Raw genomic sequence first — 14,041 nt, 5'->3', positions numbered from 1 at the left:
CCTATAAGGACTGCCATTGGTTTATGGCAGTCTTTTTTAATGCTAAATATTAGGATAATTAGTGGGGTTTCATAAGAAGATATTCTCATGTAAAAATTAGTAAATAGAGTTCAGATAAAATATAAAGGAATGAATTAAATGGAAATATTAATGATTGAGGATAATCATTCTGTCTGTGAAATGATGGCAATGTTTTTTAAAAAAGAAAAATGGCACTATGAATTTGCTTATGATGGCGTGGAAGCAGAAGAAAAGTTTAACGCTGACCCTCATAAATGGGATATTATTTTGCTAGACCTTAATCTTCCTAAAAAGGATGGAATGCAGGTTGCAGCTGATATTCGACGGGTATCACCAACAGTTCCTTTAATTATGTTAACAGCTCGTGATACTGAAAGTGATCAGGTATTGGGATTGGAAATTGGTGCTGATGATTATGTAACCAAACCATTTAGTACAATTACTTTAATTGCGCGGATCAAGGCCCTTTATCGGCGAACACATTTAAACAAACTTGAGGATGTTCAAGAGACTGATAGTGACGATACATTTGATATTCAAACAAAGAACTTTAAGATGAATACTAAGACAAGAGAAGTATTCTTATACGGAAAGCCGGTTGGTGATTTAACACCTAAAGAATTTGACTTATTAAAGACACTTGCCTCGAAACCACGTCAAGTATTCACCCGTTCACAACTTTTACAATTAGTATGGGATTATGAATATTACGGTGATGAACGAACCGTTGATGCCCATATTAAAAAGTTACGGCAGAAGCTAGAAAATATTGGACCTCAAGTGATTAAGACTGTATGGGGGGTCGGTTATAAGTTTGATGATGAGGGTAACGACTAATGAAATTAATGTATCGGTTGATGCTTTCATTTTTTGCGATTATTTTGACGCTAATGGTGATTGTTAGTATTTCGTTTATCAATGTGACTAACAACACTATGTATCACAATACGTGGCAACAATTGAAAAGTTATTCTGATAGTTTAATTCAGGATTCTATTCGTTACAATATGGCAACCCAAAGTTTTGAAGGGTTTGCTACAGAATCATTAAATAGCAATGCCAATCTTTTAACACGTCAAAATGTCCACTTTGCGATTTACGATACAACTCACCGGAAAATCTTTGCCAGTAATGGCTTTGCTCCGAGTATGAGTAAAAGTGATTGGAAAAAATTAAAAAAAGGAGAAACCGTTTGTACTAAACTAATTACTCCTAAAATTAATTCACGAGTATCGAAGGGTGCTTCTCCACGAATGACCGAAGTTTCACGACCATATTTCTATAAGGGGAAGATGATTGCGGTAGTATCAATTGCAACCTTTGTATCGACGATTGAGCAAAATATGCATCAAATAAAGATTAACTTAATAATGGCATTACTGACTGCTAGTCTTGTAACGCTTGCAGTTAGCTACTTCTTGGCACGGTCAATTACCAAACGAATTGATCGATTACGGATGGCTACTCACCAAATTGCCCAAGGAAATTACAATGTTGAAGTGGATGATAATGGGCGTGATGAAGTGGCAGACCTTGGTCGGAGTTTTAACCAAATGACCGCTTCGTTACGTGAATCGCAACAAGAAATTCGTCGGCAAGAGGAGCGGAGACGACAATTTATGGCCAATGCAGCCCATGAAATGCGGACGCCATTAACAACTATTAATGGCATTCTTGAAGGGTTACAGTATGATGCGATTCCAGAAGAGGACAAAAAGCATAGTATTCAATTAATGCAGAACGATACTCGCCGTTTAATTCGCTTGGTTAATGATAATTTGGATTATGAAAAGATTCGCACTAACCAAATTGCGATGGAACGGAAAGTATTTGACGCATCAGCAGTACTCGAAAATTTACGAGAGCAGTTATCGAAAAAGGCAAAAGAGAAGAAAGATACTCTGCACTTAGATGTGGAAAAGAATTTACGAGTATATGCAGACTATGATCGGTTTGTGCAGATTATGTTCAATATCATTCAAAACGCAATCCAATTCACTGATAACGGAATTATTGACATTCGTGGAAAACGTGTGGAAAAGGGAAGTCAATTTGAAGTTCAAGATAATGGGATTGGGATGACTCCTGAACAACTTGAAAATATCTGGGAACGATACTATAAGGCTGATCGTTCACGGATGAATACTAAGTACGGGGAATCCGGCTTAGGACTTGCGATTGTACGGCAGTTAGTTCTCCTTCATGGAGGGAAAATTGACGTAAAAAGTCAGTATGGTAAGGGGACGACATTTACAATCTTTTTCCCTGATCGTGAATATGCTCCTCATAATATTCAACCTACAAATAATAAAGATAAAAAGTAAGCCAATAATTTGAGTGAAACGCTTTAACGCTGATAAAAAGCGTTTCTTTTTTATAGACCAATTTTTATAATCCAAAAAAATTTAAAGAAAGCGCTTGTGGAAGCGTTTACCTTATGATACACTTATATCTCGTAATAATATTACGGATTGATAGGAGAGAATTTTTTATGAACTACTTACTTGCTTTAATCCCTGCGATTGGGTGGGGGATTATGCCACTGATCACTGGTAAGATCGGTGGTTCAACGATTAACCAAATGTTTGGTATTGGTGCCGGTGCTACAATTGTTGGGTTGGTTGCATTTATTATCGGCCACCCAACTGTTACAACGACTGGATTCTGGTTCTCAGTACTGTGTGGGGCTTTGTGGACAATTGGTCAAATTGGACAATTCGTTTCATTTAAGCGGATGGGTGTTTCAAACACTATTCCACTATCGACAGTATTTCAATTAGTTGGTAACTCTTTGATTGGGGTTATTATCTTTGGAGAATGGCGTGGAGCACGTGCCCTTACTGTTGGATTTATCGCTTTAGCAATCGTTATTGTTGGGGCTTTGATGACCTCTGTCTCTGATGAAAGTACTGGGAAGAAGATTACTGTTCAAAACTTCTTCTTCTTACTTATTACTACAATTGGTTACTGGGTTTACTCAGCCTTCCCCAAGATGCCAATGGTTGCTAATGATAGTTCTTTAGGAATTTTCCTTCCAGAAATGCTTGGTATTTTACTTGGATCTGTTATTTATGCTATTTGTTCAGGAAATATTGATTCCTTCAAGCAAAAGGAACAATACCTCAATATCTGGGGTGGTATTTCTTGGGGAATTGCGGCCTTAGCTTATATCTTTGCTGGACGGGCATTAGGAATTAATACGGCCTTTGTCTTCACGCAAATGAACGTTATTATTGCAACAATTGGTGGTATCTTAGTTCTTCATGAACACAAGACTCGGCGGGAAATGTCATTTACAATTGCCGGAATCATCTTTATTGTTGCCGGAAGTATTTTAACTATTTTTGCTTAAATTATATTAAAACTAAACTTAAAAAGACCTTCATCGGATTTTGATGAAGGTCTTTTAATATCGAAATTATTATTTAATAAGGAAAATTTTCCAAGTGATCTTTTTCAGTAATAGGACGAATCACTTTGCCTGGAACTCCAAGGACAAGGGAGTTATCAGGAATATCTTTAGTAACGACTGTACCTGCTCCGATAACGCAACCATTGCCGATTGTTACGCCCGGACAAACTGTTACATTGCTTGCAAGCCAACAGTTATCGCCAATTGTAACTGGTTTGCCATATTCAACGTCATCGAACTGACCGTCAGCTTGTTGCCGAATATTACGCTGCTGATACATGAGGGGATGCATGGCTGTAATGATCGAGACGTTTGGACCGCACATTACGTTATCTCCAATAGTAACAGGACATGTATCTAAAATGGTAAAGTTAAAATTAGCATAGAAATTCTTACCTATTTTGGTAAAACGACCGTAATCAATATGAATAGGTCCTTGAAGATATATTCCGTTGTCATGCTGAGGAAATAGGCGATCAATAATCATTTCTCGTTCAACAGTATCTTCATCGGTTGTTAAATTATAGTCACGACAAAGACGATGAGCAAGGTGAGAAAATCTATTTAATTCTGGTGTTCCAGGACGATAAGGTTTCCCAGCTAACATATTTTCAGTATTTTTATCCATGAATAATTATTCCCTTCAATTTATGTAAGCGGATACGCTGTGTATTTCCAGTATGCCTAATTAACCTTAAATTGTCAATTTTCATTAATGAGAAAAAATTGCTAGTTCTGATTGAAACCGACTTCATTATCCGCTATCATTTAAATGTCTAAAAAATAAAAATAGAAAGAAGCTATTGGAATGACACACATTAAATTTGACAGTAGCGCATTAAAGCAATTTGTTCATGAAAACGAACTTGGTGAAATGCAAGCAATGGTTAACGCCGCTAATGATGAATTACGGAATGGGACTGGTGCTGGCGCCGACTTCCGTGATTGGCTCCATTTACCAACTGAATATGATAAAGAAGAATTTGCCCGTATTAAGAAGGCTGCTGATAAGATTCAACGTGATTCAGATGTTTTAGTTGTTATTGGGATTGGTGGTTCTTACCTTGGTGCCCAAATGGCAATCGACTTCTTACACAATACTTTCTATCAAGCTCAAGAGGCAAAAGACCGGAAAGCTCCATTGGTAGTCTTTGCTGGTAACTCCTTGAGTTCAACCTATGTTCATGACTTGATCCAATTAATTGATGACAAAGACTTTTCAATCAATGTTGTTTCAAAGTCAGGAACAACCACTGAACCATCAATTGCCTTCCGAATCTTTAAGGACCTTTTAATTAAGAAGTATGGTGAAAATGAAGCTAATAAGCGGATTTATGCTACTACTGATAAGGCTAAGGGTGCCTTAAAGACTGAAGCAGATGCTCATGGCTATGAAACCTTTGTTATTCCTGATGGGGTCGGAGGACGTTATTCAGTTCTTTCTGCGGTAGGTCTTTTGCCAATCGCTGCTTCTGGTGCGGACATTGATAAGCTGATGGAAGGGGCTGCACAAGCGGAAAAGGATTATGTTGATCCTGATCTAACCAAGAACGAAGCCTACCAATACGCTGCTTACCGGAACATTCTTTATCGTAAGGGCTATGAAACAGAATTACTCGAAAACTACGAGCCTAACATGCGGATGTTTGCGGAATGGTGGAAACAATTAGCTGGGGAATCAGAAGGAAAAGATCAAAAGGGAATTTATCCTTCTTCAGCTAACTTCACAACCGACCTTCACTCACTTGGTCAATACATCCAAGAAGGTCGCCGTTTCTTAATGGAAACCGTTGTTAAGCTTGATAAGCCAAATTATGACATGGAAATTCCAACAGAACCAGATAATCTTGATGGTTTAGGCTACTTGGAAGGTAAGACAATGGATTACGTTAACACCAAGGCTTATGAAGCGGTAGTTGCTGCTCATACTGATGGTGGAGTACCGGTGATGACTGTTCATATCCCACAAGAAGACGAATATACTTTAGGTTACCTTATTTACTTCTTTGAGGTTGCGATGGGAATTTCAGGTTACTTAAACGGTATTAATCCATTTAACCAACCAGGTGTTGAAGCTTATAAGACTAACATGTTTGGATTGCTTGGTAAGCCAGGATATGAAGAAATTGGTAAAGAATTACGAGCTAAGATGGATAAGAACGATTAGTATAAATTAAATATAATCAAGAAGGGGAATAGCTGTTACGACATAGCTATTCTCTCCTTTTATCTGGAGTATTTTTATGAAAAAAGAAGAATTAATTGAACATCGGGATCGGGTAAAAGATCATTTAGTAGTATGGATTGTTTTAACAATTTGTCTGCAAATATTAACTGTTTTTCATATCTTGGCGTTCTTAAAATATGTAGTATGGCTTTCTGCCGCTTATAGTATTTTACTAATTATCTTGTGGTGTTATTTAGAATTTAAAATTTTATACATTAATAGGTGATTAGTTAATAAACCGTTTTATGTTATAATATACTCATAAGGTACTGGAATATGTACACTATTAGTATAAATAAAATTATAAAATGCACAGAGGATAAAAATGATAAATGACCATCGTAACCTTTCCCGAATACAAAATAAAAAACTCGTATTACAACAGTTATTTAATAATGCTGAAACATCACGAGCAGAAATAGCACGCCAACTCAATTTAAATAAATCAACTGTTTCGTCAATATACGATGAATTAAATGAAGATGGATTTATTGAAGGAGTGCGACAAGGAGAATCAACAAGTAGTGGTGGTCGAAAGCCTCACCTTGTCCGTTTAAATCGTAATTATGGATATGTTGCAAGTTTTAATATTGGGACATCATATATGGCCTCGATGTTTAATTATCTTAATGGTGAGATTATTCAATATAATCGTAAACCAATAGAAAAATTTGATATTTTAAACATTATGCAAATGATAAAAGAAGAGATAAAAAAACTTCAGCAAGTTGATTCAACTCAACATGGGCTATTAGCTATTGCTTTTTCAATACATGGAATAGTGTTTAATAATAAAATAATAGATTCACCTTTCTTAGCACTACAAGGGATAGACTTGGAAGAGTATTTTAGTAAAGAGTTTAATGTTCCTGTTGTGTTAGAAAACGAAGCTAATTTATCGGCAGTATTTGAACAAGATTTTGGAACTAACCAAGAGACACGCGATTTAATTACAATTAGCATTCATCGGGGGATTGGTGTAGGTATTATTGCTGGTCATAACCTGTATCGAGGTTATCGCGGGATGGCTGGCGAAATTGGCCGCAGTTTAATGACAAATGATTTAGACAGCGGGTCACGACAACTTGTTAAGGTAGAATCGCTATGTTCAGAAGATGCCATTATCCGACAAGTAATAAATGCCAAAAACTTAACAAAACTTACGAGTGAAGATTTAGTTAAACTCTACCGCGAAGACGATCAAGTAAAACAGATCTTAAATCATGCAGCGCAGTTGATTGCTGAAGTTTCTTATAATGCGATTGTTTCTTATGGACCAGAAAAAATATATTTTAATTCAACATTATTCGAAGATTTGCCTGTAATGTATGAAATGGTACGAGATCGACTTGTAGAATTAGGAATCTTTTCTCCAATTCAAATGATAAAAGGTTCACGAATGACTTCTTTACTGGGAGCAAGTTCATTAGCAATTCATCGTGCCTTAGGATTAGATGATTATCTACTGCATTTTCGATGGCCAAAAGAAGTAAAAAATATTAATTAAATAGAGTGTAAGTAAAAACTTATTATCGAAACCATAGAAGTTTTTACTTACACTCTTAATTTTTAAATAAGGCCGAAACGATTTCTTACTGCTGTATTAATGCAGTTTGCTAATTTTTCTTTGACTTTTTGATTAACGTTGGCATCATTTTTATCATCTTTTAGATATGCGTCGACTACCATCGATGCCATTATATGTTTAGGATCAGAAAAAATCTTAACATTCATATATTTAGGATTTTCTGCCGGAACATCTTTAAATGTAAGAGTAATGGTTTTTCCATTAACCTTGATTGTGACGTTTCCGCCATTTCCTAAAGTATAATTGAGCTCACTTGGACTACAATTCTTATATGCTATCATTAACTTTCTCCTTCCCATCGTTGATTCTAATTTCAGTATATCATAATTTTATTTATAAATATAAAAAGTCAGACCAGTTATCCAGTCTGACTAAATTTATTAATTTTCTTTTTGAATTGAAGTAGCTTCTGGTGCTGTATCTTTTTGCTTCTTTGATGCTTGAGTTCGTAGCCACTGTTCAATTTCTTCCAGAGACTTGCCTTGTGTTTCAAAGACCTTGGAGTGGACGAACCAAATAGCAAGAAGACAAAAGATTCCATAACCGATAAAGAGAGTACCTTTACCAAAGAGACTTAGTAGAGGAGGGAATGTTAATGAAACAATTGCATTAGCAGTCCAATTAACACCAGCAGCAAAAGAATTCCCAAGACCACGAATGTTAAGTGGGAACATCTCACCAATCATTGTCCACATAATAGGACCCCAAGTACCGGAGAAAGAGGCAATGTAAATAACCATTGAAATAACAGCGATATCGGCAGCAAATTTTGAATCACTAGAATACATTAATCCCCAGCACATAATAAAGAGAGTGATCCCCATTAACCAACCACCAACGATTAACATTTTACGGCGACTAACTTTATTCATAAGGTAGATTCCGATAAAGGTTACAATAACATTAAAGATACCGATCCAAATATGGGAAAGTAAGGCAAAATGAACACCAAAACCAGCATCAGTAAAAATAGTTGGTGCATAGTAAAGAACTGTATTACAGCCCATTACCTGTTGAAAAATAGCTAAACCAACAGCCGCAATTAAAGCTGGACGAACCATTAGCCCGAATAGTTCCTTCCATCCGCCAGAAACGATTTCTGCTTGCTTCTTAATTTTTGCAATATCTCCATTAACAACATCCGCATCATTATTATTCATTGTCATAAGAACTTCGCGCGCAACGTTTTCTCTATCATTACGAACCAAGTAACGTGGAGATTCGGGAAGGATAATTGCCCCGATAAATAGGATTGCTGCTGGAAGTGCCGCAAAACCAAGCATCCATCGCCAACCAGTATATATTCCTTGAAGAGAATAGTTAAGGATATATGCCAGAAGTAAACCAGACATAATCATGAATTGGAACATTCCTGACATCATTCCACGCTTAGCGACCGGCGCTAATTCGGCTAAATAGGTTGGAATTAACGAAGAAGCAGCACCAACAGCTAAACCAAGGATAATTCGTGTAAAAATCAAAGTCCAAAATTCTGGAGCTAAGCCTGAACCCAAAGCTCCGATGAAAAATAGAATAGATGTTAATAATAGCAACTTACGACGTCCAAATCGATCTGAGAAGGGGCCAATTGTAATCGCTCCAATAATAGCACCGACAAGAACTGCCGAAACAACCCATCCTTGTTGCCAAGAGTTCAGTGATAATTGCTTTTCGATGAATAGGATAGCACCTGAAATTGATCCAGTATCATATCCAAAAAGCAAACCACCCAAAGCAGCAAAGAAGTAAATCCAACTTGCTGATAATTTATGTTTCATGTTGAATCTCCTAACTATATATACAGACAGCAATAATTAGTGTAAGTTGGTTGTTTGTATTTAGTTAGTTTAGATAAAGAACTAACCTTCATAAGAGAGTATAACATTTATTATTATTTTTTGAAAGTGCTTTCTTTTTTGTTTGTCTCTTAAATTTATTGAATTATACATTGTGTATCGATCATAAAATGACAAAAACAAGTTATAAAAAGCGCTAACAATCAAAATGAAGATAAGTGATAATATACATATATAGGAGATACGGATGAAGAAAGGGGTAGTAATTTTGCAAAAGTTTATATCTATTCCAACAATTGAGTCAGGCCTATATATGTTTGGAGGGCATCAACACACTGTTAATGGTGGTTGGAGCTTTTTTGAACAAAAGCATCAAGTATTTGAAGTAATGATAGTAATTGATGGCTATCAATTAACAGAGATTCGTGACCACGATTCAATGATTTTGGGACCAGGGGATGGGATTATTATTGCTCCTGGTACATTACATACTAATAGTAATATGAGTAAAACTGCCCCAATGACATATATGTGTTTACATTTTGACTTTGAGGATATTCAGCTACGATCACAAATTATTAGTTTAATTAGTAACCAGTTGATTCCAGCAAGCTCACAGTTAGCAAAAGCGTCTCAAAAAATGTTAAATGGAATTGTTAAGCTTTGCCGTAATAAAAGCCTTTCTAGTGATTTTAGTATTCAAGTCGAAATTGAAATACTTTTACTAAAATATTTGAAGCAGGTTAATTCATTAATTAAAGAGAAATATAGCCACAACAGCTCGCTTCCTTTTTCTAATAAGGAAGCACAGATTAGTCGTGACTTAGTAATTGCAATTGAAAACCGAGTTAATAACGATGATGAAAAGCCATCCTTTAACTTTAGTGATTTATGTAAAGAGTTAGGAATTAGTAGTGGGTATGGACATCGAGTTTTTAAGAAGGTTTATGGTACAACCCCCTTGCATTTTATTGATCGTGAAAAGTATAAAAAGGCTCAACGACTCTTAGAATATTCTGGAAATTCAATTGAAGAAGTAGCTTATATGGTAGGTGCAGCTAACGTTTCAATCTTTAGTAAGCAGTTTAAGAAATGGTCCGGATATTCGCCCAGTGAATATCGTAAGCAAATTATAAAAAAACGCTCAGTAAGGTCAAAAAATCAAACAGGATATTTTGAATAGGTGAGTAAAAATAGATCATAAATTGACAAATACTTGTCAGTATATGGTCTATTTTCTTTTTATGAAAGCGGATACAATTAGTTCAGATGGAAATATCTGTCAGTTTATACAACTAACTTACATGAGATAAACTGAAAGGGTGAAATCAAATGGAGAATGTACCAACTGGAAAAATTGGTGAGACAGAGAAACCTATCTCTCAAGAAAAAGTAAATGAATTTGCAAAACTTTCATGGCGTGAACGAATTTGCTATGGAGCAGGGGATTTAGCACAGAACTTAATTTTTGGAACAATTGGTTCAATGTTATTGTTCTATCTCACTACTGTATTTGGAATTTCCGCAGCCGCTGGGGCAACAATCTTTTTAATCGTACGTTGGGTAAATGTTTTTTGGGACCCATGGGTTGGAACAGTTGTTGACAAGAGTCACTTTAAACATGGTGGAAAGTATCGGCCATTTTTAATTTACTTTGGAATTCCACTGACAATTTGTTGTGCACTGCTTTTCTTACCAATTCCTGCTGTTCGTGGAAATGTATTTTATGCATTCTTTATGTATTTAGCTACTGCATTAATTTATTCATTTGTTAATATTCCATATGGATCATTAAATGCATCATTAACACGCGATAATGATGAAGTTTCAACTTTAACAACAGTTCGAATGACAGAAGCGAATATTGGGAACCTATTAGTGTATACTTTCTTACCACTATTTGTTCAATTAGCATCTCCAGATAAGAAATTACAAAGTATTGGCTTGTTTGGTATCAGATTAGATTTAGGGAATTATGCTTCTCCTCATGCTGCTAATGCTTATTTCAAAGTAATGATAGTTTATATGATAATTGGATTTATCATGTTGTTATGTACTTATTTTGGAATTAAAGAACGGGTTTTACCAACAGAAGAAGAAACTAAATCAGTTAAGTTTTCTGATTTATGGAACGAATTAATTGAAAATAAACCACTTCAAGTCTTGGGTTGGTTCTTCTTAATCAGTTTTACGTTTATGTTTTTTGGTAATACGGTATGGCCATTTTTCTTGCAATATAATATTGGTCATTCAGAATGGATGGCATCAATTAATTTAATTGGTTCGATTCCAGGAATTTTCCTTGTCTTCCTTTGGCCGCTTATTCGCCGAAACATTGGTAAAAAAGGCTTTTTCTACTTATTTTTAACATTCTTTATTATTGGACAATTAATTTTATGGATTTGGTCTTTCCCAGCATTTAAAAACAATATTACTTTAGGATATATTGGGCGTTTTATCATGCAATGGGGAATTACTGCTGCTACGGGTTATATGTGGTCACTTGTTCCTGAAGTTATATCTTACGGTGAATGGCATTCTAAGAAACGGGTAGCTGGGATTATCAATTCAATTATGGGGCTATTCTTTAAGATCGGACTAGCCTTAGGGGGAATTATTCCAGGATATATTAATGCCTTTTGTCACTTTAATGGAACAAAGACTACTCAGCCTGCCTCAGCACTAACTGGTATATCTATTTCGATGATCTGGATTCCAATTGTTTTAGCAGTTATTGGTATGTGGGTTATGAGCAAATATCCTTTAAGCGATCCAGAAGTTGACAAAATCAATCATGAAATTGAAGCCAAGAGAAATGCTACTAAGAACTAATTAAAGGAGACATCTAACTATGAATATTTATGTAGATAAAAACGTACCTATTGATGGTAATGGCCAGAAGACTCATCCATTCAAAACAATTCAAGCAGCAGCCAATATTGCTCAGCCTGGCGATACTGTTTTAGTAGCCCCTGGAATTTATCGGGAAAATGTTAATCCCAAAAATAGTGGAACTTCAAGTAAACGAATTACGTATAAGTCATCAGAAAACTTGGGTGCTGTGATTACCGGAGCAGAACGAGTAACGAGTTGGGAAAAGATTGATGATAACGTTTGGAAAGTTAATATTCCTAATGGTGTTTTTGCAGATTATAATCCGTACACCACTAAAGTTTATGGTGATTGGTTTGATGCACGTATTATTGCTCATACAGGTGAAGTGTATCTGAATGATAAAGCATTATATGAAGTTAATTCATTAGATGAAGTGAAAAAACCAGTCCGTAATGAGAAATCGTGGTATCCCGATGATACTTTATACACATGGTTTACTGAGCAAGATGATCGTAATAACGAAACAATTATTTATGCTAATTTCCAGGGAAATAATCCCAATAAAGAAAATGTAGAAATTAATGTTCGCGAGAATTGTTTCTATCCTCAAGCAGAAGGGGTAGGATATATTACATTATCGGGATTCGGTGTAACCAAAGCCGCAACTCAATGGGCACCACCAACAGCTTACCAAGAGGGGATGATAGGGCCTCACTGGTCAAAAGGATGGATTATTGAAAAATGTGATATTTCCCATTCAAAGTGTTCAGGAATTTCATTAGGAAAGTATCTTCAACCCAATAATGATAATAAATGGTCAAAATGGAAGTATAAAGATGGTACCCAAACAGAACGTGATGCCATTTGTCAAGCTTCTTATGAGGGATGGGATAAAGAGCATGTTGGGTCTCATATTGTTCGTCAAAATCATATTCATGACTGTGGTCAAACCGGTATCGTTGGTCATTTAGGCGGAGTATTTTCTTTGATTGAAGATAATGATATTCATGATATTAACGTTCGTCAGAATCTTGCAGGTGCTGAAATAGGCGGTATTAAGATGCACGCTGCAATTGACGTAACATATCGTCATAATCATATTCATCATTGTACTCGAGGCTTATGGTTGGACTGGCAGGCTCAAGGAACACGAGTAACTCAAAATGTGTTTGATCATAATAGTTTACCAAATGACTTTAAAGTTACAAAAGATAATCTAGGTGATGTTTTGTCTGGCCTCGGTGAAGATATGTGGATTGAAGTTTCTCATGGGCCAACATTGATTGATAATAATCTCTTGCTTTCTGATCGATCTGTTCGTTTAGCAGCTCAAGGGGTAGCATTTGTTCATAATTTAATTGCAGGAAGTTTTACAGCAACTGGACGTGGTACTGATAACAATTCTGTTAAATTACCGTCTAATCGATTTACACCATATCATGAAATTCACGGTACTAAGGTAATGGGCTTTATGACCATTCAACATGGAGATAACAAATTTTACAATAATATTTTTGTTCAACAAAAGTTACGCCCAGAAATGCAAAAACTAGCGGATATGAAGAAAGATGAACCAGATGATTGGGATGATTATAACTTTACGGTTGGTACAAAACCATTTGATAACTATCCAACATTTGAAGAATGGAAGAAACAATTTGATGGGTATTGTGGAATTTATGCACCTAATAGTGACCATTATTATAACCATTTGCCAATTTGGAGCGCAGGCAATATTTACTTTAATGGTGCAGAACCATGTAATATGGAAAAAGATGCCATTATCTCTGATAAAAAAATTCAATTAAAACTTGAACAACGAGATGAAGGACTATTTCTTAAAACTAATCTTTTTAACGTTGTACCTGCAAAAACAGATGGTGTTATTTCCACTGATACAATCATGATGGCATTTGAACCGGAAGAAAAATATGAAAACCCTGATGGTACTCCAATTACATTTAACACTGATTTCTTTGGTACTCGTCGAGAAGGAATTAAAGTGACAGCTGGGCCATTTGCTGGCGCAGAAGAAATTCAAAAAAGATTATTTTAAATAATAAATAAAAAATTACCTAATAAGGAAAAATCGAACTATAATTTTCTAAATTGTAGTTCGGTTTTTCATATTTAAAATATAAAATCAATAATTAATTTCCAGT

The 14,041-nt window shown here is 35.5% G+C and carries 12 protein-coding genes; 9 read left to right on the top strand and 3 right to left on the bottom strand.

All coding sequences use genetic code 11. From position 1 onward, the window contains the following. Positions 1-138 precede the first annotated feature (138 nt). From LMB56_RS02390 to LMB56_RS02380, 3 genes are all read left to right on the top strand, one after another. The gene (locus tag LMB56_RS02390; protein ID WP_229283652.1) at positions 139-858 is read left to right on the top strand and encodes a response regulator transcription factor; all 720 of its coding nucleotides are present in this window, start codon (positions 139-141) and stop codon (positions 856-858) included. Continuing rightward, positions 858-2,345: a sensor histidine kinase gene (locus tag LMB56_RS02385; RefSeq protein ID WP_122481908.1), complete on the top strand. Its 1,488-nt coding sequence runs from the start codon at positions 858-860 to the stop codon at positions 2,343-2,345. The genes LMB56_RS02390 and LMB56_RS02385 overlap by 1 nt, the downstream gene beginning before the upstream one ends. Positions 2,346-2,512: 167 nt before the next feature. After that, positions 2,513-3,373 (top strand): GRP family sugar transporter, encoded by an 861-nt coding sequence (locus tag LMB56_RS02380; RefSeq protein WP_102816611.1) that lies wholly within the window; start codon positions 2,513-2,515, stop codon positions 3,371-3,373. 73 nt (positions 3,374-3,446) lie between these two features. Here the strand turns inward: LMB56_RS02380 and LMB56_RS02375 are convergent, their stop codons facing one another. Next, on the bottom strand, positions 3,447-4,061 hold the full coding sequence (locus LMB56_RS02375) for a sugar O-acetyltransferase (protein WP_229283653.1): 615 nt from the start codon (positions 4,059-4,061) through the stop codon (positions 3,447-3,449). A gap of 180 nt (positions 4,062-4,241) precedes the next feature. On the opposite strand from LMB56_RS02375, the gene LMB56_RS02370 reads away from it, so the two are divergent. The 3 genes from LMB56_RS02370 (at position 4,242) to LMB56_RS02360 (ending at position 7,167) form a co-directional block, all read left to right on the top strand. Continuing rightward, on the top strand, positions 4,242-5,600 hold the full coding sequence (locus LMB56_RS02370; RefSeq protein WP_229283654.1) for a glucose-6-phosphate isomerase: 1,359 nt from the start codon (positions 4,242-4,244) through the stop codon (positions 5,598-5,600). 76 nt (positions 5,601-5,676) lie between these two features. Beyond that, positions 5,677-5,886 carry a hypothetical protein gene (locus LMB56_RS02365; RefSeq protein ID WP_003666488.1) on the top strand — a complete coding sequence of 70 codons (210 nt, stop codon included), beginning with the start codon at positions 5,677-5,679 and terminating at the stop codon, positions 5,884-5,886. A 99-nt stretch (positions 5,887-5,985) separates the two neighbouring features. Beyond that, complete coding sequence (locus tag LMB56_RS02360) at positions 5,986-7,167, top strand: ROK family transcriptional regulator (protein ID WP_107720666.1); 1,182 nt, start codon at positions 5,986-5,988, stop codon at positions 7,165-7,167. Between the two features lie 62 nt (positions 7,168-7,229). On the opposite strand, the gene LMB56_RS02355 is transcribed toward LMB56_RS02360, so the two are convergent. Next, positions 7,230-7,529, bottom strand: coding sequence for a hypothetical protein (locus LMB56_RS02355; RefSeq protein ID WP_229283655.1), 300 nt, complete (start codon positions 7,527-7,529; stop codon positions 7,230-7,232). Positions 7,530-7,628: 99 nt separating this feature from the next. Continuing rightward, on the bottom strand, positions 7,629-9,026 hold the full coding sequence (locus tag LMB56_RS02350; protein ID WP_153702688.1) for a sugar porter family MFS transporter: 1,398 nt from the start codon (positions 9,024-9,026) through the stop codon (positions 7,629-7,631). Positions 9,027-9,291: 265 nt separating this feature from the next. Here LMB56_RS02350 and LMB56_RS02345 point away from each other — a divergent pair, with 265 nt between their 5' ends. The 3 genes from LMB56_RS02345 to LMB56_RS02335 all read left to right on the top strand — a co-directional run bounded on the left by LMB56_RS02345 (position 9,292) and on the right by LMB56_RS02335 (position 13,935). Then, positions 9,292-10,227, top strand: coding sequence for an AraC family transcriptional regulator (locus LMB56_RS02345; protein WP_153702687.1), 936 nt, complete (start codon positions 9,292-9,294; stop codon positions 10,225-10,227). Positions 10,228-10,376: 149 nt separating this feature from the next. Further along, a complete protein-coding gene (locus LMB56_RS02340; RefSeq protein WP_229283656.1) occupies positions 10,377-11,876 on the top strand; it encodes an MFS transporter in 1,500 nt (499 codons plus the stop codon). 19 nt (positions 11,877-11,895) lie between these two features. Continuing rightward, the gene (locus LMB56_RS02335) at positions 11,896-13,935 is read left to right on the top strand and encodes a right-handed parallel beta-helix repeat-containing protein (RefSeq protein WP_229283657.1); all 2,040 of its coding nucleotides are present in this window, start codon (positions 11,896-11,898) and stop codon (positions 13,933-13,935) included. Positions 13,936-14,041: the final 106 nt, after the last annotated feature.

This window comes from Limosilactobacillus reuteri, assembly GCF_020785355.1.
GTDB lineage: Bacteria > Bacillota > Bacilli > Lactobacillales > Lactobacillaceae > Limosilactobacillus > Limosilactobacillus reuteri_I.
This window is presented reverse-complemented; position numbering and strand designations above follow the sequence as displayed.